Annotated in this window: 27 protein-coding genes; 5 read left to right on the forward strand and 22 right to left on the reverse strand. The window is 43.8% G+C overall.

The features are described 5' to 3' along the window. Window positions 1-72: 72 nt before the first annotated feature. The 13 genes from JOE45_RS04460 to JOE45_RS04520 all read right to left on the reverse strand — a co-directional run bounded on the left by JOE45_RS04460 (window position 73) and on the right by JOE45_RS04520 (window position 9185). A complete protein-coding gene (locus JOE45_RS04460; protein ID WP_210021337.1) occupies window positions 73-369 on the reverse strand; it encodes a spore coat protein in 297 nt (98 codons plus the stop codon). 13 nt (window positions 370-382) lie between these two features. Next, a complete protein-coding gene (locus JOE45_RS04465; RefSeq protein ID WP_210021336.1) occupies window positions 383-583 on the reverse strand; it encodes a hypothetical protein in 201 nt (66 codons plus the stop codon). A gap of 31 nt (window positions 584-614) precedes the next feature. Next, the gene (locus JOE45_RS04470; protein WP_210021335.1) at window positions 615-1751 is read right to left on the reverse strand and encodes a zinc-dependent alcohol dehydrogenase; all 1137 of its coding nucleotides are present in this window, start codon (window positions 1749-1751) and stop codon (window positions 615-617) included. 18 nt (window positions 1752-1769) lie between these two features. Continuing rightward, entirely contained in the window at window positions 1770-2132 is a 363-nt protein-coding gene (locus tag JOE45_RS04475; RefSeq protein ID WP_210021334.1) for a spore coat protein, read from the reverse strand. Window positions 2133-2150: 18 nt separating this feature from the next. Beyond that, window positions 2151-2357, reverse strand: coding sequence for a spore coat protein (locus JOE45_RS04480; protein ID WP_210021333.1), 207 nt, complete (start codon window positions 2355-2357; stop codon window positions 2151-2153). Window positions 2358-2513: 156 nt separating this feature from the next. Further along, window positions 2514-3161, reverse strand: a complete 648-nt coding sequence (locus JOE45_RS04485; RefSeq protein WP_210021332.1) for an isochorismatase family protein — start codon at window positions 3159-3161, stop codon at window positions 2514-2516. Window positions 3162-3232: 71 nt separating this feature from the next. Next, window positions 3233-3598 carry a nitrile hydratase accessory protein gene (locus JOE45_RS04490; protein ID WP_210021331.1) on the reverse strand — a complete coding sequence of 122 codons (366 nt, stop codon included), beginning with the start codon at window positions 3596-3598 and terminating at the stop codon, window positions 3233-3235. 13 nt (window positions 3599-3611) lie between these two features. Then, window positions 3612-4259 (reverse strand): nitrile hydratase subunit alpha, encoded by a 648-nt coding sequence (gene nthA / locus JOE45_RS04495; protein WP_210021330.1) that lies wholly within the window; start codon window positions 4257-4259, stop codon window positions 3612-3614. Window positions 4260-4296: 37 nt separating this feature from the next. Continuing rightward, entirely contained in the window at window positions 4297-4974 is a 678-nt protein-coding gene (nthB, locus tag JOE45_RS04500; RefSeq protein ID WP_210021329.1) for a nitrile hydratase subunit beta, read from the reverse strand. Window positions 4975-5665: 691 nt separating this feature from the next. Beyond that, on the reverse strand, window positions 5666-6466 hold the full coding sequence (locus JOE45_RS04505; protein WP_210021328.1) for a DODA-type extradiol aromatic ring-opening family dioxygenase: 801 nt from the start codon (window positions 6464-6466) through the stop codon (window positions 5666-5668). 47 nt (window positions 6467-6513) lie between these two features. Further along, window positions 6514-7008, reverse strand: coding sequence for an aromatic-ring-hydroxylating dioxygenase subunit beta (locus JOE45_RS04510; RefSeq protein WP_210021327.1), 495 nt, complete (start codon window positions 7006-7008; stop codon window positions 6514-6516). Between the two features lie 24 nt (window positions 7009-7032). Further along, the gene (locus JOE45_RS04515) at window positions 7033-8277 is read right to left on the reverse strand and encodes an aromatic ring-hydroxylating dioxygenase subunit alpha (protein ID WP_210021326.1); all 1245 of its coding nucleotides are present in this window, start codon (window positions 8275-8277) and stop codon (window positions 7033-7035) included. Window positions 8278-8393: 116 nt separating this feature from the next. Next, window positions 8394-9185: an IclR family transcriptional regulator gene (locus JOE45_RS04520; protein ID WP_210021325.1), complete on the reverse strand. Its 792-nt coding sequence runs from the start codon at window positions 9183-9185 to the stop codon at window positions 8394-8396. A 120-nt stretch (window positions 9186-9305) separates the two neighbouring features. Between JOE45_RS04520 and JOE45_RS04525 the strand changes: the two genes are divergently transcribed. After that, window positions 9306-10310, forward strand: a complete 1005-nt coding sequence (locus JOE45_RS04525; protein WP_210021324.1) for a PdxA family dehydrogenase — start codon at window positions 9306-9308, stop codon at window positions 10308-10310. Window positions 10311-10326: 16 nt separating this feature from the next. Here the strand turns inward: JOE45_RS04525 and JOE45_RS04530 are convergent, their stop codons facing one another. The 4 genes from JOE45_RS04530 to JOE45_RS04545 all read right to left on the reverse strand — a co-directional run bounded on the left by JOE45_RS04530 (window position 10327) and on the right by JOE45_RS04545 (window position 15270). Next, window positions 10327-11778, reverse strand: a complete 1452-nt coding sequence (locus JOE45_RS04530; RefSeq protein WP_210021323.1) for a hypothetical protein — start codon at window positions 11776-11778, stop codon at window positions 10327-10329. Beyond that, complete coding sequence (locus JOE45_RS04535; RefSeq protein WP_210021322.1) at window positions 11775-13670, reverse strand: TRAP transporter permease; 1896 nt, start codon at window positions 13668-13670, stop codon at window positions 11775-11777. The genes JOE45_RS04530 and JOE45_RS04535 overlap by 4 nt, the downstream gene beginning before the upstream one ends. Window positions 13671-13736: 66 nt before the next feature. Then, complete coding sequence (locus tag JOE45_RS04540; RefSeq protein WP_210021321.1) at window positions 13737-14762, reverse strand: TAXI family TRAP transporter solute-binding subunit; 1026 nt, start codon at window positions 14760-14762, stop codon at window positions 13737-13739. Between the two features lie 253 nt (window positions 14763-15015). Next, window positions 15016-15270, reverse strand: a complete 255-nt coding sequence (locus JOE45_RS04545; RefSeq protein WP_210021320.1) for a DoxX family protein — start codon at window positions 15268-15270, stop codon at window positions 15016-15018. A gap of 328 nt (window positions 15271-15598) precedes the next feature. On the opposite strand from JOE45_RS04545, the gene JOE45_RS04550 reads away from it, so the two are divergent. From JOE45_RS04550 to JOE45_RS04565, 4 genes are all read left to right on the forward strand, one after another. Further along, window positions 15599-16024: a MarR family winged helix-turn-helix transcriptional regulator gene (locus JOE45_RS04550; RefSeq protein ID WP_210021319.1), complete on the forward strand. Its 426-nt coding sequence runs from the start codon at window positions 15599-15601 to the stop codon at window positions 16022-16024. Between the two features lie 113 nt (window positions 16025-16137). Next, window positions 16138-16764, forward strand: coding sequence for an FMN-dependent NADH-azoreductase (locus JOE45_RS04555; protein WP_210021318.1), 627 nt, complete (start codon window positions 16138-16140; stop codon window positions 16762-16764). 29 nt (window positions 16765-16793) lie between these two features. Continuing rightward, on the forward strand, window positions 16794-17357 hold the full coding sequence (locus JOE45_RS04560; RefSeq protein WP_210021317.1) for an NAD(P)/FAD-dependent oxidoreductase: 564 nt from the start codon (window positions 16794-16796) through the stop codon (window positions 17355-17357). 226 nt (window positions 17358-17583) lie between these two features. Beyond that, window positions 17584-17823, forward strand: a complete 240-nt coding sequence (locus JOE45_RS04565; protein WP_348632583.1) for a winged helix-turn-helix transcriptional regulator — start codon at window positions 17584-17586, stop codon at window positions 17821-17823. Between the two features lie 526 nt (window positions 17824-18349). On the opposite strand, the gene JOE45_RS23775 is transcribed toward JOE45_RS04565, so the two are convergent. The 5 genes from JOE45_RS23775 to JOE45_RS04585 all read right to left on the reverse strand — a co-directional run bounded on the left by JOE45_RS23775 (window position 18350) and on the right by JOE45_RS04585 (window position 22343). Beyond that, complete coding sequence (locus tag JOE45_RS23775) at window positions 18350-18433, reverse strand: putative holin-like toxin (protein WP_280875084.1); 84 nt, start codon at window positions 18431-18433, stop codon at window positions 18350-18352. Between the two features lie 140 nt (window positions 18434-18573). Next, a complete protein-coding gene (locus tag JOE45_RS04570) occupies window positions 18574-19518 on the reverse strand; it encodes a 5'-nucleotidase (RefSeq protein WP_210021315.1) in 945 nt (314 codons plus the stop codon). A gap of 266 nt (window positions 19519-19784) precedes the next feature. Beyond that, entirely contained in the window at window positions 19785-20336 is a 552-nt protein-coding gene (locus tag JOE45_RS04575) for a class I SAM-dependent methyltransferase (RefSeq protein WP_245246592.1), read from the reverse strand. A gap of 314 nt (window positions 20337-20650) precedes the next feature. Next, window positions 20651-21091, reverse strand: a complete 441-nt coding sequence (locus tag JOE45_RS04580) for a hypothetical protein (protein ID WP_210021314.1) — start codon at window positions 21089-21091, stop codon at window positions 20651-20653. A gap of 256 nt (window positions 21092-21347) precedes the next feature. Then, window positions 21348-22343: a 2-hydroxyacid dehydrogenase gene (locus tag JOE45_RS04585; protein WP_210021313.1), complete on the reverse strand. Its 996-nt coding sequence runs from the start codon at window positions 22341-22343 to the stop codon at window positions 21348-21350. Between the last annotated feature and the right edge of the window lie 14 nt (window positions 22344-22357).

Here is a 22357-nt window from a genome sequence, read left to right on the forward strand (position 1 = left end):
CGAATTACTCTATTCCGTCTACAGCAAAAAAAGGCATGCAGCAGCATGCCTTGACGATCCGAAGCGTAAATACTAGGATGGAACGTTTAGAGCGGTTTGAATATTGTTAATATCAAGCTGTATTTGTTCATTCACATTGTATGGATGGTAATACCCTCTTTGCACCATATAATTGGTGATTTGTTCGTGAGTAGCTATAGCTTCCTCAAGATGCTTACGCAACACCGTTTTGATCTCCGGCGTGGTCGTTTCCGTTAGAGCAAGGGAGTACATTTTTATGCCTGTTTTGGCCGCGAGAAGAAAATCGGTTGCTACCACTTGATCTGTTAACGTATTTAATCCGGTCATATGCTCAAGAATCGTATTCATGTAATCTCTCCCCCTATTGGATCGCCGTGGACAATAACCCATTTAATTCTTGCATTTGTCTGGTGGATACCTGAACGTCTTGTTGTAATATTTGTAATAACTCTTGATCGGAAACGAGGGCTTGCATGGTTTTGGATTTGGTCATGCAAACCGTTTTAAATGCGGCGATTTCATGAAGCTCAAGAGTTTCGTGCAATCCGAATGTTCTGTTCATTATGAGATTACCTCCAAGTATCAATCAACATTTATGGTTTAAGGACGACCTTAATGCATCCGTCCGTTCTGGTGTCGAAAATTTCATAGCCGCGCTTCGCTTCGCTAAGAGGTATTACATGCGTGACTATATCCCCTGGATCAACCTTGCCTTCCGCAATCAAATTGTACATATGGGGCATATAGTGGATAACCGGAGCCTGTCCGGATCGGATGTTAATGTTCCGTTGAAAGATATCTCCCAGCGGAAACGCGTTGTATCTTGCTCCGTACGCACCTGTGATTTGAATTGTACCGCCTTTTCGTACAGCTTGCGAGGCGATAACGACGGCTCCCATTGCACCGCCTTGCAGCTTCAATCCCGTGGCTAGAAACTCCATTGGAGTCATCTTTCCGCTCATGCCGACACAGTCAATGACAACGTCCGCCCCGCCCTTGGTGATTTCTTTCAAATGATTCCCGATATTAGGCTCTTGTTCAAAATTGACGGTTTCCACCTTATTGGTCCGCTTTGCATGGGCTAAACGGTAATCGACATAATCGACCGCGATGACGCGTTTGGCGCCTTTAAGCCAAGCGAATTTTTGCGCCAATAATCCGACTGGACCACAACCAAGGACAATAACGGTATCCCCATCCTTTACACCGGCGTTATCGACACTCCAATAAGCGGTGGACATGGCATCTGCGATTAGACATAGCTTCTCGTCTTCGACTTCGCTATCATCGGGAATCTTGAAAGAGGTAAAATTCGCATAGGGAACCCTCAAGAATTCCGCTTGCCCTCCAGCATACCCTCCCATCGTCTCGGAATAACCGAAATAAGCTCCCATATCCCCGTGCGCGTTTGAGTTGTCGCATTGACTTTCTAATTCATGCGTGCAAAAAAAACATTCGCCGCAAGCGATATTAAAAGGGATGATCACGCGGTCCCCTTTTTTGAGTTTGGTTACATTGGGCCCGACCTCTTCCACAATCCCCATAGGTTCATGACCGATAATATAATCTTGAGGCATATTGGGAACCATGCCGTGAATGAGATGTAAATCCGAACCGCAAATGGCAGTTGATGTCAGCCTAACAATCATATCGTCTGCTTTTTCAATTTTCGGATCCTGAACTTCTTTAACCTCTACCTCTTTGATTCCTTGGAACGTAACGGCTTTCATTTAGGGTTTCCTCCAATGTTATTTATCCGGCGTAGCGAACAAGCCTAGTCTTGCGGTATCTTTTGGAAAAAGCTCCATTTGTGCGATTTGTACTGTTGTTTTAGCCGATTTCATATCCAGCTGGTATTGCTCGTTCAGATGATAAGGATGCAGCCATCCTTTATTTAACATGAGCTGAGATACTTCCTCATGCAGGGCAAGCGCTTCATTCAGTTGATTGTGTACCATCGTTCTTGCTTCTGGGGTTATCGTCTCCGTTAACGCAACAGCACAATTACGAACCGCATTTTTAGCGGATAAAAGAAAATCCAGCGCAAAGGATGAATCGGCAAGATCTGGCATGCCCACGGAGTTAATCGGATCTAAATAATCCTGGTTCATCGTTAGTTTCACCTCTGTTTAATGAATAGGAGCTTTGCTATATAGACTTTGAAGATCTTGAATGTCTTTGATCGACTGCTGTACGTCTTTTTGCATCAATGCCTTCAGGTCTCTGTCAAAAACCAAACCTTGCATCATTTTGGATTTGGCCAAGCAAATGGTTTTGAAATTGAGCAGCTCATGGATCTCCATCGATTCATGTGGGGCTAAATGCTGTTGAGTCATCATCATCACCTCCGGTTACCTCAACATGGTTATGATCTCCTTAAAAATTTCAGTAATTCCATTCCTTATTGTGATTAAAAGAGCCCCATTTTACTCATAAAAAAAACCACTTACCTTTTATATTGGGGTAAGTGGTGTCGAACCTAACCATTTGTTTTAGGAAACGGCTGCTTGAGGCTTTTCAAACTTTCGGATCACGTCATCCGTTGAAGCGATTTCAGCTATGCAGAAGGACAGGCTGGTCAGAACGGCTTTTTGGATATCTTCGGCACTCATGGCACCGGCGCCCAAATCAGGATGATCCATTGTCCCATTGGCATCTGATACAAAAATGACTTTGTAATCTCGGAACTGAGCATCTCTTGCCGTTGACTCGCAACACATATTGGTTACGGTTCCGGTTATTATGAGTGTGTCAATTCCTCGATTTCGAAGTTGAGTCTCAAGGTCGGTATTGTAAAATGCGCTGTACCGATGTTTTTTGATTAACAAATCCCCTTTTTGCGGTGCAATATCATCAATAATATCTACCCCAGACGTTCCATCCACCAAAGCGGTTTGATTCCCAATCGGTGGCCAGAACTGCTCCATTAATCCCATATCTCCCCGATCTTCCCCATGAACATGAGCCGTATAGATAACGGTTACGCCATTTTCCCTGGAATAGTCTATTAGTTTTTTCATATTTGGCAGCATATCAAAGGCCATGGGAACATACATAGGAGCTCCCGGTTTCACAAAATCATTTTCCATATCGATGACGAGAAGCGCCACTTTTCTCGGATTATCAATCGAAAACTTCATTTAGAATCCCTCCCAAGATATAATTTTCCGGAATAAAATGCGTAGATGAAGATGAACTTTTTCTTGTATCGCTAAAAGCTTTCTCGTTCCCCTGAAAGAAATTCTTCCGTGCGGACATCAATATCTTTTTGGTCTATCATACCGGTTTCAACTACGAGCCGCTCCAATGCCGCCATCCAATGGTCATAATAATTCCAGGCCTCAGCATCCTTAGATTCAGCGCTTTCCCACTCACCGATTTCTTCGACTAGACGGGTCCGGAAGTCATCCCATGAGGTATAATGCTTTTGGTCGTACAACGCAATGGCCATCCCAAACGAGCGGCTTTCCCAAGGCTCCTGAAAATTCAGTTCTCCGTTTTTCCGGGGAGGTGTGACTCCCTCAGGCATATACGCGAGCCACGTCTCAGCCGATTGAACTTCACAGCTTTTTTCCATTGTGGTCCTCCTTTTACGCAGTAACCGCGGGGGGCTGTACTTGTACGACCCCAATCATAGAATCTCGGGTAACGATCGCGGCAAGCTCGTCCTCAGACATACTTTCCGTTCCCGGGGGTCTTTGGGGCAATACCAAATACCTCATTTCCGCGCTGCTGTCCCATACCCGGAGTTCTGTTGTATCCGGCAGCTCCAAACCAAATTCCCGAAGCACCTCTCTCGGCTCTTTAACAATTCGGGAACGATAGGCCGGTTCTTTGTACCATGCGGGAGGCAGACCAAGCAAGGTCCAAGGATAGCACGAACACAGGGTGCAGCATACCACATTGTGTACCGCATCCGTATTTTCCAATACCCTGACATGTTCTCCCTGCAGTCCATAAAATCCGAGCTCTTTTAATTCCGTTAGCGGGTCTTGAAGCAATCGTTGCTTGAACGCAGCATCCGTCCATGCCTTGGCGACAACCTTAGCGCCGTTCATAGGCCCAATCTCATTCTCGTAGCGCTGTACCACACTGTCGATCGCATCGGAGGACAGAATCCCTTTTTCAATCAGCAAGGATTCCAAAGCTTTTGCCCGAGCTGACCAGAATGTTTCTGGATGCGGATGGTGGTGGGAATGGTCGTGATCATGATGGTCGTGTTTATGCTCAACTGTCAAAATAAACTCCTCCTTTAGAGATGTTTAATAGAGAGCTCTAATTGGAAGCAGGCTCCAAGTGACTTTCCCATAGATCGATGTTGACCGTTTCTTTCTGCTGTACTCCCCATAATTCGTCGGCCTCAAGGCGCACGGAATATAGATGTTCCGGGTTCTCTCCTTCTCCGTGCGCATGAGCATCAGGCAACACGTGGACACCGTACGCCGCCTCGATGACACCATACTTATCGCGTGCGTAGCGGGGCAATCTGGTGTGTCCGGATGGGTTAATATTTCTGGTCTTTATTTTATCTCCCACTTTAAACCTGGGTGCGGTCGTTGCTTCGCGGTGAGTTGGCGCGCCATATTGGACGACCAGTTTCATATGGCTCACTAAATCCGGGTTTACCCGGTTTGGCACTTGTGCATCTGGATCCGTAAGGAACGCTTTTGTTCTGGCTTCGAGTTCTGCTGCGTCCAAAATATTCTTCTCTACCAAGTTTCGTTCGACAGTCGATAGCCAGTGACCATAATATCCGGAGGTCAGAAAATCTACCGGAGTCATTCGTTCCCAACCGTGCCTCATTTCATCAAGGTTATACAACCCTTGGCCCAGCGTACCAAGCAAGATTCCAAAAGCACGCTTTTCCCAATCCTGATGGAAGACAGGCTCGTTTTCTTCTACAACGATTTTGCCAAAGCCGTCCATTCCTCCAACATCATGAATACCATTCATTTCAACACCCCCTAGCAGGAATTGGTGAAAAAGATATCGTGATACAGGTATAAGCCACTGATCATTAATAGAAAAGACCGTGTAACCGCTTACCATTATAATAATTTCAAGTCGTTTTGAAGTATGTAATGATTGTAGTGCGTGGAGATGACGATCAAAAACTTCATGCGGGGCAGCTCAAGCGGTGGGATTGACTCACTCCCTCCTTCTCAGATGCATGAAGTGAAACAATAACATAGGTATCACCTCCCAATACATTTTGGCTGCGAATGATATTCTCTATGTTGTAATTATAGGATATCAAAGAATATATGTAAACGTTTTTTTTACGGCCGTATTATTTAAATGAGGTAATCTTATTCAAATTTCAAATCAATAAATGCTGTGGATGGCTATAATATCAGGATATTTCTTTCTAAATAGCCATAAACCATCGTATGGATAATCCAATCATTAACACATGTAATTTTTACTACCGTAAATTTTAAATTATATTACAATCCCTATGCCCTTTCTGGAAAGGAGACACTGTACGAATGAAGAAGCAATTCTTAAGCTTGTTTTGTCGTATTGTTTCACTTAACCATGACCCCATCGATGGCTTTGGTGCGCCGTAGCGGCACTGATCCATGTTGCAGGCGGCAAGAAAAACAACCGACTTGATACCAAGTCGGTTGCTCCGTTAAATCGCTCAAGAAACAAAGGATATGATCGCGTTCGAACTGCCGGACGATTGTCCATATCCCCAGAAGGTTGCTTTGTGATTCTCATCAAGTACGCCAAGCATAGCCGCAAGATGACGGCCTCCAGATTCAACACCGGCAATACGTGAATATTGGGTCAGCATTTCACGCGCAGCTACGTAATCCCCGTTCAGCAAATAGTCCATAAATTGATTGTCCATCGCTTGCTCGGAACGTGTAGGCATATTCTGGCGTCCTCTGACCAGGTTGTGGGATAAAGCGCCGCTGCTGACGAACACCGCTCGCCTATCGCTATCTCGCAGTATTATACCGATTTGTTCTCCCCAGGCATACGTTTCCTCGAGACTTGATGCTAAGCAGATGGACAGACTGACTACGGCGATATCTGCTTGAGGAATCAAATATCTCAGCGGAACTACGGTACCGTAATCCCACATATAAGTAGGATCGTTGATGCCGACAACAGGCAATCCTGCATTCTTTCCAGCTTCCACAAGCCTTCTCCCTAGTTCCTCATCCCCCGGATAGTTATAGGGAACATCGGCTATGAGGTCAGGACATTCGACAGCCGTCAACACTCCCTTATGAACTGGAGCGACGTCGACATAATGGTCAAAGGTTCCCGTAAAGTGGCAAGACATTAGAACGACAACATCGGTCTTCAGTTCCCGGAACTGATCTCTCATGTGATGAAGCCCCTTCACCAGGTCCTGCTGGAAATCCGGTACACGCTCCTCGTGACACATGCTAGGAACATGAGCGGCTAATAAAGCCATTTCGAGTGACATTCTTTTCCCCCCTTGTTCTTAATGTACCTTTCAATTTCCATTTAAATCTAAATGGGCGTCACCAACAGCGTCGGAATCATAGAAGTATCGTAAACCGCAATCTTTTCTTTAAATTTTGCTTCTCCGTCCACAAACACCACCTTATCCACGTATTTGCCTACGTTGTAGACTTCTGTAATCCCATCCTGTCTCGTTTGAAACACGGCGTAATTGGCGCGGACCAGATAGGCATCGCCTTCCTGACCTACGATGCGGACACCGCTAACCAAATGCTTGTAGGTATGCGCCTCATAAATATTTGCGTGTCTATGCGCCGTAATTCGGTCCTTCAGCATTCCTTTGCTGTCGCAGTAGATCACGCAGACCAGAAGATTCCGTGCATAATTTTCCCGAGCAATGATTTTATATATGCATTCCTCCGTAAAAAATTCCGGCCATTGCTCCAACTCATCGTTATCGATACAATCCGCGTAGGAGTGGAATAGTTCCTCTATGGCTGCTTTCAGTTCAATTGACGCCGATTTTACATTCTGTACGCTCATTCCTTTACACTCCCCTCCCTTGGTCTAGTAGCCCATTAACTCTCGGTAGCGTTTCCAAAATCCGCGAATAGATGTTTCGGTTGCGCGGAATTCCTGGCTTTGAACGGTTATGCCGCCCATTTCGACAAAAGAGCTTTTTTCCTTATCCCGGACGATGCCTCTTTGTACGAGTTCTCCGACTCCTCCATCCTCCAAGGAGACGAAACCGGCCGGACCTACCAAATTGGATTGTTTCATTCGAATCGTAGTCATGTTGTTATCATCGTCTGCATAACCGAAATAGGTCCAATGCAGCTCGCAATGTCCCGGACCTTTGGGCAGCAATTGTCGAACCGCAAGCGTATTGTGAATTTGCTGCAGCACCATGCCTGGAAAAATGGACTGGATCGCCAGCGTGATGCCGTCTGCAAACTCCTTACGGCCCTGCAGCATTGATTGATCTTCCAGCTTATATTTGGAGTTAAACGAACGTAAATTCGCTTGTTTATAGGCATCCTCGTTCTCATCCGAGGAACCGTACGTATAGCTCACATGATGCATTCCTGTATCGTCCATTTCAATGCCCCCGCGTTGGGAAAGGCGGTTCAGACCAAAGGTGGTAAAGAACGTGTGAAGGATACTGGCATGATACGAATCTTTGACGTTCTCAAAATAAATTTTCCAATTATTGTTCATCGATTGACGGTTGTATCCCAGAACACGCACTGGGCGATTAAATACGCGCTGGATGTAACCGCACATTTTTTCACCAAGATACTCTTGCAAGGGTCCGACATGAGGATCGAATGAACCGAAAATAACGCCGCAGAATGTTTCAATCCTCAGCTTCTGCAATGAATGTTTGGCAGGATCAAAGTCATCCGGCATCCCTCCTTTTCCTTCCACCCCGTTACGGAAAGGAACTCCTTTCAGATCCCCTTTGCCATCGTATGCCCACGCGTGGTATACGCAGGTGAATGTTTTTGTATTGCCGCAAGAATCCATGCAAACGGTTGCACCGCGATGCGCACACTGGTTCACAAATGCTCTTATCTCACCGTCACTGTCTCTTGTTACGACAACTGGCGTATCACCGACGAAAGTGGTCTTGTAATCACCGTTTTGCGGCAGCTCCGCATCTAAAGCCAGATAGTTCCATGTAGGTCCGCGATAAATCTTCAACTGCTCCTGCTCATATACGGATGGGTCCATGTATACTTCATAAGGTACTCTTGTGAAGCCTTCCGCAGGCCAAGTAATTTGCATTGTATCTACACCAAGCTTTGTCATTGTCATGTTCCTTTCTTTATGGAATATGGGATACTTTAATATTAGATAAGCAGCGTGCTAATAGATAGCAGATGATTCAGCCATGCGGAACAAAAAAATATTTGCTTTATTTCATATTAATGCGAATATCGTATTTTCTTCGTCCGTTCCATACCCAATTGCTCCGTAATTAGTCGGCTGTACATCTTCATTTCTCTTAATATAGGCGGTATATTGGCATTCGTAATTTGTCCGGTAGGCCTCAGAATACATATGGCCGCGATAATCGCATCGTAATCATTAAATACAGGAATGGCTAAGGAGCTCATGCCAGGATTGAATTCTTCATGGGAAACGGCATATCCCTTTTGGCGGATCGTCTGCAGCTCCCCACGTAATTTATCCGGACAGGTGATCGTTTTTCTAGTAAATGATTTCAATTCCTTACTTAACACGTGCTTTATTTCCAGCTCGTTCTGAAAAGCCAGCATGACTTTACCCGATGCGGTACAGTGTGACGGAACCCGTTTCCCCATTACATTCAATATTTTGCCGTCCCTATGATCGGGAAGCTTCAACAGGTACACGATTCCGCCTTTATCATAAGTAACCATTTGAATAGCCGACTGAACGTTCGGCAGCATTTTTTTTAACAGCGGCAAAGCGATTTGGCATAATTCCATCTCATGATAAACAACGGAACCAATCTCAAAAGCAGTTAATGACAAATGATATTTACGGGTCTCTTCATTCTGGACGACCATATTTTCATCGCACAAAATTTGAACCAAACGGGAGACCGTGCTTTTGGCCATTCCTAATCTTCTGCTTAATTGGCTGATCCCGAGTTCCGGTTCGTTCTGGGAAAACTCTCTTAGTATTCGAATAGCTTTGTGAACCGAGGTGATCGAATCTTCCATATTTTTCATTAAACTTCCCCCCAAAATTTTTCTTTTCCACATAACTGAACAAGTATCTTTCCGTGGATTAGGTAAATAGTTATCCTTTATATAACGCAGCACCAAACTGATTTGTAGGAGGAATCCCTCTTGAAGAACCATAAACCTATCATTGTCGTCACCATTGGCGACCCCGCAGGGATCGGTCCGGAAATTGCTCTCAAGGCACTCTGGAACCAAAACACTTACGAACGATGCCATCCGATTCTGGTCGGAGATAAGAACTTATTGGAATGGTACGTCAACCTGCTGCGGGCTCCGCTAACAATACATCCGATCACTAAGCCGGACGAGGCCCTTTTCAAATACGGTATTGTCGATGTCATTCACATTCCTAACGTTCAGATGGACCAGCTTCAGATAGGTGAATTTGCTTCAGAGTATGGAAAGGCCATGTTGGATTATACAAACAAGGCATTGCAGTTGGCCATGGACGGTCAAGTTCATGCAGTGATCGGTGGACCTCATACCAAAAAATCGGTAGAGCTGGCCGGTGTTGAATTTGACGGTTATCCAGGTTACGTGGCCAAGGTAACAGGCACTCAACCTGAGGAGGCATTCTTGATGTTAGTCTCCGACCAGCTGCGCATTGTCAATGTGACCCTGCATGTGTCATTATGCAAGGCCCTGCAAATGATCAACAAGGCTTTAGTGCTGAAAGCGATTAGAGCTACCGACAAAGCAGTACGCAATATGGGCGTTCACAATCCCCGTATCGCTGTCGCCGGTGTAAATCCGCATGCCGGTGAACAGGGAATGTTCGGAACCGAAGAGATCGAAGAGATTGAACCAGCTATCATTCAAGCGCGGCAAGAAGGCATTCATGTCTTCGGGCCGTATGGTAGCGACACCTTATTTCTAGAACACCGCGATCTTAAATACGACGCTTACGTAGCCATGTACCACGATCAAGCCCATATGCCGATCAAACTTTTGGCTTTTGACAAGATTACCGCCTTTACTACCGGGACCCCTGTTTTCTTTTGCACAGTCGGTCATGGAAGCGCGCCCAATATTGCCGGCAAAGGCGCAGCTTCCCCGAACAGTTTATTGGAATCCATCCGTCTTTTGAGTCATATTCCGGTTTCCCTTTAGCCCTGCGGAATTCCGGCTAATGTGCCAATATAGCGATTACCAGTACGAGAAAGAAACCAAGAGCTTGCAGGAGACTCCATCCAATGACATGAAACGGACTTTTCCGAGCCAGGGTGGATATGATGCCAAGCGTTCCGCTGAACGGCCCGATCAAGAAAGTTAGCACAGCCCCTCCCGTCAGCGCAATGGTCAGTTGTTCCGGAGAAATCCCAAGCTGGTTCGGATTTAGGGATTCGCCCAAAAGAGTGATAACCGCAATGGGATGCAAGCCAATAAAAGCAAATGCTACAGTAAGCACAGGCAGCAGAATCAAAAACGTTTGGCCACCCATCCAGTGATTTAATTCCACAAAACACGCATTCGCGTAATGGTGATACCCCGATTCATTCATTGCCCTCACAAAAAAGCCTGCACTCAAAAAAATCGCAAACTGTTCCGACAAGGCCGGAAGCTGATCCCTCGCATACGAGGAGGTTCCCTTAAGGAAGAGGGAACCTTTTTTTAACAATAGCGACCATACATAAGCAAAAGGCAGCGCAATCACTGTTGCGATCAGGACTATACCTACTTGAAACACACTATTCAGAGCCAAAACCAATACAACCAAGATCACGATAATCCATGTGATCTGCATGATTTTCAACGTTGGATTAGAGCTTTGCATTCCATTGGAGTCTAAAGCTGCAGCAATTACCGATTCCTCTCCTCTCATTGAAACCGAATATTTCATCCCCCGCTCCACTAATTTAAACCGAGGACCCAGACGTCTGACTTGAAGGTAAATCATCCAATTGACGAATAATCCACAGACGCTGATCCCCCATAGCGTCAGCATGATGTTCTGCCAATCCACCTTGGTTACCGTGAGCACTACACCCAATACACCCGATACGGGTGCCCAAGCAACCGAAACGGCAAAACCGTGGATAATGGACGATAAAACAAATTTATTGGTTTGCTCTCCCGCCCACTTCGCCACGGCGTTCTTAATACTATGATACATAATGGGAACAGTGGCCAAATTTAGGAAACTGCCCAAAAGAAACGAAATGGCGGTAATGAACCCATAATATTCGATGTCTGTTCTATTTTTCCGTTCCAATAGCTGCTGAATGGCTTCGTCATATTTACCGATTTTGATCGGAATGGCCAACACGGGCACGATGGCAAACAGTGAAAGAAGATATAGCATATCGCCGAAAGACAGGATATACTCCATCAGATTCGTCCCCGTTTGCAATAGAAACCATGTGCCGCCCCCTAAGAAAAGCAAGGTGAACGCTTTGGCGCCCCTCCCGCTTTTCGGGATGGAGACCAGGATAGCCGCCACTGCCAGAACGGACAGCAGCGGTTTTAATATTTGGAAACTGAAAAGCGTAAACAGTAGGAAAACAACGATCGACATGATGAAAACAATGGATCTTACCGCATTCCATGGAATTTTGCTTAAAATTAGCGTTGTTCTCACAGGGACCTGTTAAGAGATACCGCTTCATTCCGTCTATGAGAGATCACGAGCAGAAATACGATGAGGCAAATCCCCGCTATGTTGCTTAGGGGATTAGGAACGATGATCAGTACCCCCGCAATAAGAGCCCAGCTCCGCCGGAACCATCCGATCTGGTGATGAATATACCCTTGAAACACGATTCCAAAAGCGATTACGCCCAAAAAACCGCTCACTATAGCCAATGAGATTTCACCGACACTTCCGATTAGCAAATACGCAGGATTTAAGACGAACATGAATGGAACAACATAAGCCACAAATGCAAGTCGGGTGGCGCTTAAAGCCGTTATCATCGGCGGGGTCTCAGCAACAGCTGCAGCTGCATACGCAGCTAAGGCATCAGGAGGTGTAATCACTCCAACGGAAGCCCAGTACATAACAAACATGTGGGTGAGAATGACCGCATTGGAAGCAATTGAATCCACCCCCGTGGTTTCCAACACCCCAATGAGAGCCGGGATGGTAACAGCGATTTGGACAATATAGGAAGCTGACGGAGGCAGCCCCAACCCTAATATAAAGGATGTTACCGCGGTTAAAGCGAGCGCTAACAGGAGGTTCCCGCCAGCCAATTCGCCAAGCGATATGGAAAACCGCAATCCGAGCCCGGTTAGACCAAACATACCGCTAATCATTCCCGCAGTCGCTGTAGCTGCCGCAATCATAAGCATGCCTTTGGCCCCATCTTGAAGCGCATCCAAAATGGTTTGAAAATTCATACGCGTTTCTTTGCGAAATGCGGCAATAATGACAATACTTAATATGGCATAAGTTACTGAATAAGATGGACTAAAGCCTAATACCAATAAACCAAGCATAATCACAATCGGAAGCAGCAGATGACCACGACGTTTGAAGCTATTCTTCCAATCCGGCAGCTCCTTTTTGGGTAAACCCTCCAATCCAAGTTTTACAGCTTCCAGATGGACCATGACCCCAACTCCCCAGAAATACAGTAATGCAGGCAATAACGCATAGAAAGCGATTTGTATGTACGGTATACCTGTGTACTGCACCATGATAAAGGCGATCACACCCATGACAGGCGGCATGATTTGGCTTCCTGCGGAAGCAGCTGCTTCGACGGCACCTGCAAAATGCGGTTTGTAGCCCGTCTTTTTCATTAGCGGGATCGTAGAGGTTCCTACAGTCATGACATTTGCTACTGCACTTCCGGACAACATGCCGTGCAGAACGCTGCCGATGACCGCCACTTTGGCAGGGCCGCCTTTGGTATGACCGGCTAAGCCCAAGGCAAGCTCCATTAATAACGAACCAAGACCTGATTTAGCTAGAAATGAACCAAATAAGATGAAAAGGGCAATATAGGAAGCACTAGCGCCAAGCGGAATTCCGAACGTCCCGTCCGTCCCCATATAGTTTAAGTCGATGATGCTGTCTAAGCTGTATCCTGCATGCGAAAAGATCCCCGGCAAATAAGGGCCTATTAATCCATATACAAGAAATAATAAAGCGATTATCGGCAATGATGGCCCCGCAAGCTTTCTCGTGGCTTCCAAGACCAAGGCGATCATCACGATGCCTAGGACGGCCTCTGTAGCAGTCAACGGCGTGATCATCGGATACCGTTCACCTAAGATATAATCATAGTTCAAATATAAATAACCCATTGAAACGAAGGTTAACAAGATCATCGTGCTGTTAAGTATAATACCGGCCGTCCGGTTTACGGTTTTGTAGGGGTGGAGCATGAAAATAAGAAGCATAGCCAAAAAGAGGTGTACAAATCGTTGCAGAAACGTTTCAAACGAACCAAAAAACCCTGTATACAAATGATAGAAACTGAACGCATAAGTTATGAATAGCAATAATTTTTTCAAGTATTGCATCAATTATTAGCCTCCTCCTATATTAATCCAGGTAAAAAAGGAACCGAAACGTTTTATTACAAACGATTATTTCAGCATACCTTTCTCCTGGAAAAACTTTTTGGCTCCGGGGTGTATCGGAACACCAATATCAACCAGAAGGCTTTCTTTTGTAACCGGCTTTAAAGCGGGATCTATATTTTTCAAATTCTCGAGATTGTCGTATATGGTTTTCGTCATTTGATAAACCAACTGTTCCGGTGCATTCTTGTTTGCAATAACAACCAATGGGGATTGAACCGTTACCACGTCATAGTCTACTCCTTTGTACGTTCCCTTTGGCAAAGTAACTTTCACCAGACCCGAATTTGAGGAAGTCATTTGTTTAATAATTTCTTCCGGGATCGGCAGCAAATCGATCTCTTTGCTTTGACTCAGATCAGTCAACACTGCAAAAGGAGAAGGCACCGTCCAAAACAAAACATCCAACCGCCCGTCTTTCATCTGCTCAACAGAATCTGCAAAAGACAAATTCTGAACGCTGGCCATATCCTTATAGCTCATTCCGTAGGCTTGCAGGATTCTGGAAGCAATGTCCTCGGTTAGAAGACCTCTAGGACCAACGTTAATTTTTTTCCCTTTCATGTCTTCAATTTTCGTGATCCCGGAATTTTTCAACACTGCTATATGTGTGGTATGCGGGAATAACGACAGCACATACTGCACATTTTCATTCTTTTCTTTGAATGGAGCGTTACCGGCATAACCATCAACCGTTGGCATGGCCTGAGAGAAGCCCATCTGCCCCATTCCTCCATTAACCGCAAGGACATTGGCAACACCGCCGCCGGGTTCTATACTGATTTGCTTTATATTGCTCATGTTTTTCTTTAAAGCCTCCGTAATACCCACCGCTAATGGATACCATGAACCGGATTGTGCTGCCGCCATAAATCGAAGGTCCATGGGCTGGTTGGAATCCGAAGCGGGAACGTCCCCACCGTTGGTTTTTTTCTCATTCATTGTCATCCCCGGTTTAGTGCTGCATCCAATTAATAATGCCAAAACAAGCAGCAATGATGAAACCGTTTTCAAATGTTTGTTTTTAACCATTACCTAAATCCCCCCTATGCATAAGTGATAAACTGTACGAGATGAACTCTCTTTTATCATCTAACGAAAAAGGTGTTTAAACAAGATATACGTTCCACATATTGGGACATGTGGACGAATATTCTAAAAATGCCGGGAACCTAACAAGATGTGCCTTGTGGGATTTTCCAAAGCTGTATGTCGCTAAAACACTAAACCGTTCGTATGGCGCATTTATGTTTTGTCCCCGAGAGCGGCTTCCATTTTTTGAATCCTAGAACAGCACATAATTTCCTGGCTCGATTAATGCAACACCGATTGCAATGGCAATCAGAATAAGATTGTACTCATAACCACCTGCTGTGGCCCAGTATCCGTTTTTACCATGGACTGTAATAATAGAAACTAGCCATCCCGGAGTACCCTTTAGACCAGGTCCGTTAAACCAACCAAACATCTTCTGTGCTCCATGCCCCATAAATGTTAACCCTACAACTAATCGAATTATTAATAATCCAATATCAATCATTGATAAATTCCCTCTCTTTTTGAAGCCTTCCAGAGTAGCAAACAAAACCTGTTTCAGACGCAGAAGGCAATTTTGTATTTGATTGCTTTATATCCTTATTCCTTGATACTCTTATCTTTTATTCAAAGATATGGTTATATTAACAGCGTTTTTCGAAATCTATATAATAACGATCTTGAAATGAATTCATGTATACATATTAAAACAGGTATCACACTGACCACATGAGAGAAAACTATCAAATACGAAAATAAATTGACACCAAAAATATTGTAAAATATAATGTAGCTATAACAACTGTTGTTATAGCTACAAAGGAGGTGGTTGTTTGAATTTGTCGTTACATGAATATATTAGCATTATTATTCACCAGACAGACCTAACCTTGACTAGTTATGTTAAAAATCAATTAGCACCATACAATCTAGCGCCTGAACAAAATTTAGTTATGATGCTTCTTTGGGAAAAAGATGGCCTTAACCAAAATGAAATTGCGGAACAACTAGTTAAGGATAAAACAAATGTTGCACGTATGTTGTCTAATCTTGAACAAAAAGGATTTATCCAAAGAGTATGTCCAAAAAACGATCGTCGATCATTGAGGGTTTATTTGACAGAAGAAGGAAAACAACTGGGTAATCACATTATTCCTCTCACTGAGGAATTTAATGATTTAGTAAACAAAGGAATTACAAATGAAGAATTAAATGAACTAAAAAGAATTCTTACAAAGATAAGCAATAATGTTAAATAAGATCCTTGCTTATCGTTGCAATCATGTTTTTCTTGTATTGTCTCAATAATGAGACTTTACGAGTGACTAAAGTTGCTATAACAACTAATTATATCGTATAAAGAGGTGTCAAGATGGCCACAGTTCTTTTTATTAAAGCAAATTCCCGTCCAATTGAGCAAGCAGTTAGCGTAAAGCTCTACCAGTCATTTTTGGAAAGTTATAAAGAATCCCATTCAAATGATCAGATCATTGAACTTGATCTATTTAAGGAAAATTTACCGTATTACGATACCGACAAAATCAACGGGATGTTTAAACTGGGACGGGGTTTAGAGCTCTCCCCCGATGAAAAAACAGCGACAGACTTAGTGAACAAATACTTGGATCAATTTCTTGCCGCAGATAAGGTTGTGTTTGCCTTCCCGCTTTGGAACTTAACTGTGCCTGCAGTACTTCATACCTATTTCGATTATCTCGCTCAAGCAGGCAAGACATTCCGTTATACTCCCGAAGGTGCAATTGGACTGCTCACGGATAAAAAGGTTGCTCTTTTAAGTGCTAGAGGGGGAATTTACTCTGAAGGATCCGCACAATCCCTAGAAATGGCTGTTAATTATGTAACAAACATGTTGAACTTCTGGGGTGTGCAAGACATAACCAGCGTGATAGTAGAGGGACATAATCAATTCCCCGACAAAGCTGAAGAAATCATTCAACAAGGTGTAATAAAAGCTGCAGCTACCGCAAATAATTTCTAATTGAAACTCATTAGAAGGGGTGTCGAAATATGTACGATATTGCTGTTATTGGTGCTGGTCCTGCTGGAGCAACTGCTTCACTCTTTGCTGCTAAAGCCGGTAAAAAAACGTTATTAATTGATAATGATAAAACAATGACAAAAAGAGCTTGGGTTGAAAACCATTACGGTGTAATGGAAATCACAGGACCTGAGCTTGTAGAAATAGGAAAAAAGCAGGCAAGCAAATTTGGGGCAGAAATTGTTATCAATACAGTTGATAACATTACTGAATCAGAGACGGGTTACAAAATTCATGTAGAGAACCAAACATTTGAATCGAAACAAGTGATTTTGGCTACTGGAGCCTTAATTGATCTGGCCGAAAAGATTGGAGTGACCACTAAAGATGGAACAGAACCGCGCATAAAGAAAGTGATCTCCGTCGACAGCAATGGAAAAACAAGCAAAAATGGCATTTGGGCAGCAGGAACTGTAGCAGGGGTAAGCGTTCATACCATTATCACAGCTGGCGATGGTGCGAAAGTGGCGATTAATGCGATAAGTGAATTAAATGGGGAACGTTATGTTGACCATGATGTACTTAAGTCTTAATTCAATTTAGAAACAAGGTAACGGTTTACTTTTTTAAAAATGTCGGGGCATCTTGCCTTCGACATTTTTTCCCTATCTATGTTTCTCAATCAAAAGTTGGTTCTGTTTTAGGAAATCTTACAACCACAGGTTCTACCGAAAATAGACCATGTATCCTTGAAGACCCATGCCAAAGGAGCTACCAAAAGTGTACTGCGCAAAATCACAAACTAAATTTGAGAAAGCTATGGCTATCATCAGCACACGGTGGTGTGTTTTAATTGTGTACCAGCTTCTTTTAGGCCCAAGACGATTCTCAGAGATTGAATCCGCTATTCACATAAGTTCAAGACTACTAACCGAAAGATTGAAGTACTTGGAGCATGAAGGAATCGTGAAACATGATTGGATGAGGTATTCTTTAACGAAAAAAGGTTTAGCGATGGAAGACACGATACGGAACATTGAGAATTGGGCAATAAACTAAGGCATATTCTTCACTCTATGGATCGATTTATAAACAGACAGTCACTTTGTTTGCGCGAACATTGCACCTGAAATATGTACTACAAGTTCAGATCATGACATTTGCATTTATACCAAGCTTAGTAGCCAGATCTTGAAGATAACTGCTAGTTAGTTGAATGGCCGATCGCCATTCTAATCCTTTATTTTCTCAGTAAGAATGTACATCCCCACAAGAATGGCGACTTCCCCCCAATTCTGGATAAAATAATAAAGGCATCACTAGGTTCGGATTCACCTCTAAGATGCCTAAATCTCATTGCCCTCCATTTCATAATATATTTGAGGAGAGCATTTGAGGTAACACCTTTCCAGTGAAGCTTTCTTGTGTTAAAATGGGTTTAGAAACGTATGATTTGAATACACTTGTAAAAGACCGCAGATGTCGCGAGCATCCACGGTCCGTACAATAGATTGCCTTTCAAGGGCGATCAGCATCACCAAGTAACAGAAGGTAGACCTCCGTGGCTGGTAGGCTCAAGGGAGGTCTACTTTTTTTTGAGGTAGGAAAGTAAGGTCAGGATGAACATACCGAACATGAACATCAAGCTTAATGCATCCTTAACTTCCATAGCATCACCTCCTTTCCAGGAGATGAGCTAACCGCCCTTGAGAAAGCCGATTCTATTGTATCCATATTGTACCATACAATCGGTTATGCGAACATATGATTCTATTCCTATTTATATGTTACTGTCGAACAACCTGTGGCTTACTCCGAGTCCCGTTCCTCTTTCTTGTTGTTCGTCACGCCGAATGGCACATGCACGGACGGTACAATTCTCGCTACACCCTCAATGTGACCAACCTGATCATCAAAGAAAATATGGGGCTTAAATATTCTTAATACTCTTCCTTTGTCGACTCCTCCCAGGAAGAACGCCTCATCGACTCTTATATCCAATTTCCTCAACGTCGTAATAACTCTCTCATGCGCAGGAGCATTCCTGGCCGTTGCGATGGCCACTCTGATTTTGGGCTTATATTCCGAGTTATTCTTATTCTTCTCGATCTCTCTTCTCTGCAGTTTGGATATTTCGGTAAAGAAGCGTAACAGCGGTCCTCCAGGAAGCGGCTCCCCCGCGTTCAACCTCTCATGATCATGAAATAATTGCAAAGCGCCTCCTTCCTGGAATACAGATTCTGCCGAATCATCTGCAATCACTCCATCAAAATCGAACGCAATTCTTAGTTCCTGATCTTCATCATCATCAATATAGTCCGTTGGATGAATACACCCTGCCGGAAAACCGCGTTCAACCGCTTCTTTCACATCTTTAGGATTTCCGGACAAAAAAAGCGAAGCGTTGAATGCTTCCATATATTGAAACGGATTGCTTCCTGTCACAAATACGGCCCTGCTAATGGGAAGCTTGTAGTGCTCTATGGACTTAAACACGCGTAGTCCGGTATCCGGATCATTGCGTGATAACAAGACCACTTCAACAGGCTGATCTTCAGCATCATTGATACTTAAGAGCCTTTTGATCAGCGGAAATGCTACCCCCGTGTTTAGAACATCATTCTCATGCTCTCTTTGATACTGTCTGTATTTGTCTTCGCCCTTATTTCTAAACACCCTGTCCGATTCGGTTAAATCAAATAGCGCACTGGATGCAACGGCGATCACAAACTTGTCTTCAATTTGGTAAGGCATGGTGTTCTCCTTTGCTGGAATTTACTACTTCATTGATATTTCTTATCCCATTGTATAAATAGTATTCCTCCCATGAGTATTCCGCCAAGTTTAATTTATTGATTCTGCTCGGGTGTCTTCCCCATAGAAAAGATGGCTTTTGATTGTATGGTTGCGTTTTTTGTTTCTATCAAATTGTCACACCCTCAACATTTTTTCATTAATGGCGACCGCAGCGTGAATGCTATGTTATCAGAAAATAACAAGACTCTCAGAATCCACTACTTTCAAGCGTTTCTTCCTTCCACTGTAATAAATATCTTATTCATATATGTCTTTTTATTAACGATCTCTATTCCCTCTTGTCTCAGTAATTGTTCAGTATTTCTATTTAGATGACACCCGTCACATATTCTTTTCCATATCGGTGTCAATAGGTCTTGCATTGCCGCTAACATTTTATGTTCGTGTCGGGTGTGTTCAAATATTAAAATTTTTCCTTTTGGTTTACATACCCTCATCATTTCTCTAATTGCCTTTTTCGGATCAGGAATTGTGCAAAACACCAACGTTCCAACTACAGTATCAAATGAATGGTCCTTAAATGGTAATTTCTCAGCGTTTCCTTCTACCACATGAATGGGTGCATCCGTCTGATCAGCCCTTTTATGGGCTAAATCCCTTAAGACGTCATTTGGTTCAATCGCGGTTACCGATACGTGTTTATAAAAGGGAAAGTTAATTCCAGTGCCACAACCGATCTCTAGCACTTCCCCTTCTGCTTTACTTATTATTTCTGTTCTTATCTGTGTAAAAGTTTTCTTTTCTAATGGTTTCATTAATCGATCATAATGGTTTACAAACCAATTATTAATAATAATCTCTCCCCTGTTCTTATATCCACTTCAAGTTAATCAATTGTTGCTTATTCTTGCCGAAATTACATTGAGCAATAATACTAAAATTCTTCATATAATTGTTCAAATTTATTTTTATCAATAATTGATCCTGGCCTTAAATCTAAACAATTACTTGCATTAATAGCAACACCAACTATATAGTATTCTACTTTTTATTATTTGAATTGCAGCAATGCGTGAATGCGGTGTTATCTGATGGTGCAGCCTTCTCGAGTTACTTAACTGCTGGTTTTCTATTTCTGACTTTCTTCGTATTTTTTTAACCATTCCTTTCCGCTTGACCATTCTTTTACCGGATTTTTATCCTTTAGAATATCCGCACATGCCTTCGCCATGATCCATTCTTTCAAACCATTCTCTTCACTATGTTTTAAACTATTAATAAGGTACTCCGTCCCATCTGTACCTTCTCTTAAGATTTCTAGGTAAGCCTGATGATTGGGTTCTATATAGATGTTCGGGTTACTTGAGAAACTAGCATTAGGATTATTTAAAATAATGCTGAGATTCTTCTCAATCTCTTCCCCTACACTTACATTAGACTGACAAGATGTGGTTATTAACAACATCATAATTATCAAAGCTGTTTTCATATAGTTATGCATCTCAAATCTTTTAGATTTTATATTACTTTGCTGCACTTTCAGATAACTTTCAGATAACGTCTCTTGCATTCACGAACTAGCTTGGTTCGTGTTTGTTAACAATCTATTGTTTAATACGTAACAAGTATACTTAATCTTTTATTTCCAATTTTAACATATACATTATAATTGGAGAACATATCCAATTAGAACGCCTGTTTGGAATAACAAATCTTTGACTTTTTTTCCACGAAACACAAAAAAGCCTGATTTCTTTCTCAGGCTTTCCTGCAATATAAATTCAAATATATAAGGCCCAAAATTGCTCGACCTACTTCCTCGCAAACTACGCCTTCACTAACTCCTGCAACTCCTTCACCACATTCTGAGGAGAGTCGCTGGTCAATGCCGACACAAGATTCTTCGCAGCCAACATGGCCATGTCGCGGCGCGTGGCAGTTGTAGCCGAGCCGATATGCGGCAGCGTCACAACATTAGGCATCCGCAGCAGAGGGTTGTCCGGTGTAGGCGGCTCCGGATCGAACACGTCAAGTCCCGCCCCGCGAATCCGGCCGGATTCTAGCGCTTCGATCATGGCCTGTTCATCGACAGTCTGGCCGCGGGAAGCGTTGATGAAGAAGGCCGTTGGCTTCATCATCTCAAAATGCTCCTTGCGAATAAAATGAACCGTCTCTGGCGTCAATGGTGTCATCAGTACGACAAAATCCGACTGCTGCAGCAGCTCTTCCAGAGTGCTATATTTTGCGCCGTAGAGCTCCTCGGCCTCGGGACGACGGCTGCGGTTATAATACAACAGCTCCATATCGAAGCCGTTCACTGCCCGCTTGGCGATGGCCTCGCCGATGCGGCCCATCCCCATAATTCCGAGCGTACGGTGATGCACGTCCATACCAAAGAGCATGTCATCGGTAATCCCTTTCCCCCGCTGCCATTTCCCCTGCTTCACGAACGCATCCAGTTCAGGGATCCGGCGCGCGGCGGACAGCATGAGCGCCAGTACGAGATCAGCTACGGTATCGTCAAGTACAGTTGGCGTATGCGTCCCGAGAATGCCCCGAGCCTTCATGGCCTCTATGTCATAGTGGTTATATCCCACGGATACACTGCTCACGGCTCTTAGCTGGGGAGCATGATCCAGCAGCTCCTGATTAATCGGAACGCCGGTAGCCAGCAGTCCTTCCACGTCCGATAGCTCAGCCAGCAAGGCTTGACGCGAAGCTGTGCCTTGTCCATCCCATATCTTGCAATCGCAGTGCTGTTCCAGATAAGCCAAAACTTCCGACTCAACCGGCTTGGCGATATATATCTTTGGTTTTCCCATGATCACTTAGCCTC

Origin of the sequence: Paenibacillus sp. PvR098 (assembly GCF_017833255.1) — a bacterium.
Taxonomy (GTDB): domain Bacteria; phylum Bacillota; class Bacilli; order Paenibacillales; family NBRC-103111; genus Paenibacillus_G.

What these genes read in the sequence shown, in the direction of transcription:
- JOE45_RS04460 (WP_210021337.1), bottom strand. Translation starts at nt 369, where the DNA reads ATGAATACGATTCTTGAGCATATGACCGGATTAAATACGTTAACAGAT.
- JOE45_RS04465 (WP_210021336.1), bottom strand. Translation starts at nt 583, where the DNA reads ATGAACAGAACATTCGGATTGCACGAAACTCTTGAGCTTCATGAAATC.
- JOE45_RS04470 (WP_210021335.1), bottom strand. Translation starts at nt 1,751, where the DNA reads ATGAAAGCCGTTACGTTCCAAGGAATCAAAGAGGTAGAGGTTAAAGAA.
- JOE45_RS04475 (WP_210021334.1), bottom strand. Translation starts at nt 2,132, where the DNA reads ATGAACCAGGATTATTTAGATCCGATTAACTCCGTGGGCATGCCAGAT.
- JOE45_RS04480 (WP_210021333.1), bottom strand. Translation starts at nt 2,357, where the DNA reads ATGACTCAACAGCATTTAGCCCCACATGAATCGATGGAGATCCATGAG.
- JOE45_RS04485 (WP_210021332.1), bottom strand. Translation starts at nt 3,161, where the DNA reads ATGAAGTTTTCGATTGATAATCCGAGAAAAGTGGCGCTTCTCGTCATC.
- JOE45_RS04490 (WP_210021331.1), bottom strand. Translation starts at nt 3,598, where the DNA reads ATGGAAAAAAGCTGTGAAGTTCAATCGGCTGAGACGTGGCTCGCGTAT.
- nthB (WP_210021329.1), bottom strand. Translation starts at nt 4,974, where the DNA reads ATGAATGGTATTCATGATGTTGGAGGAATGGACGGCTTTGGCAAAATC.
- JOE45_RS04505 (WP_210021328.1), bottom strand. Translation starts at nt 6,466, where the DNA reads ATGTCACTCGAAATGGCTTTATTAGCCGCTCATGTTCCTAGCATGTGT.
- JOE45_RS04510 (WP_210021327.1), bottom strand. Translation starts at nt 7,008, where the DNA reads ATGAGCGTACAGAATGTAAAATCGGCGTCAATTGAACTGAAAGCAGCC.
- JOE45_RS04515 (WP_210021326.1), bottom strand. Translation starts at nt 8,277, where the DNA reads ATGACAAAGCTTGGTGTAGATACAATGCAAATTACTTGGCCTGCGGAA.
- JOE45_RS04520 (WP_210021325.1), bottom strand. Translation starts at nt 9,185, where the DNA reads ATGAAAAATATGGAAGATTCGATCACCTCGGTTCACAAAGCTATTCGA.
- JOE45_RS04535 (WP_210021322.1), bottom strand. Translation starts at nt 13,670, where the DNA reads ATGCAATACTTGAAAAAATTATTGCTATTCATAACTTATGCGTTCAGT.
- JOE45_RS04540 (WP_210021321.1), bottom strand. Translation starts at nt 14,762, where the DNA reads ATGGTTAAAAACAAACATTTGAAAACGGTTTCATCATTGCTGCTTGTT.
- JOE45_RS04545 (WP_210021320.1), bottom strand. Translation starts at nt 15,270, where the DNA reads ATGATTGATATTGGATTATTAATAATTCGATTAGTTGTAGGGTTAACA.
- JOE45_RS04555 (WP_210021318.1), top strand. Translation starts at nt 16,138, where the DNA reads ATGGCCACAGTTCTTTTTATTAAAGCAAATTCCCGTCCAATTGAGCAA.
- JOE45_RS04560 (WP_210021317.1), top strand. Translation starts at nt 16,794, where the DNA reads ATGTACGATATTGCTGTTATTGGTGCTGGTCCTGCTGGAGCAACTGCT.
- JOE45_RS04565 (WP_348632583.1), top strand. Translation starts at nt 17,584, where the DNA reads ATGGCTATCATCAGCACACGGTGGTGTGTTTTAATTGTGTACCAGCTT.
- JOE45_RS23775 (WP_280875084.1), bottom strand. Translation starts at nt 18,433, where the DNA reads ATGGAAGTTAAGGATGCATTAAGCTTGATGTTCATGTTCGGTATGTTC.
- JOE45_RS04570 (WP_210021315.1), bottom strand. Translation starts at nt 19,518, where the DNA reads ATGCCTTACCAAATTGAAGACAAGTTTGTGATCGCCGTTGCATCCAGT.
- JOE45_RS04575 (WP_245246592.1), bottom strand. Translation starts at nt 20,336, where the DNA reads ATGAAACCATTAGAAAAGAAAACTTTTACACAGATAAGAACAGAAATA.
- JOE45_RS04580 (WP_210021314.1), bottom strand. Translation starts at nt 21,091, where the DNA reads ATGCAAGAGACGTTATCTGAAAGTTATCTGAAAGTGCAGCAAAGTAAT.
- JOE45_RS04585 (WP_210021313.1), bottom strand. Translation starts at nt 22,343, where the DNA reads ATGGGAAAACCAAAGATATATATCGCCAAGCCGGTTGAGTCGGAAGTT.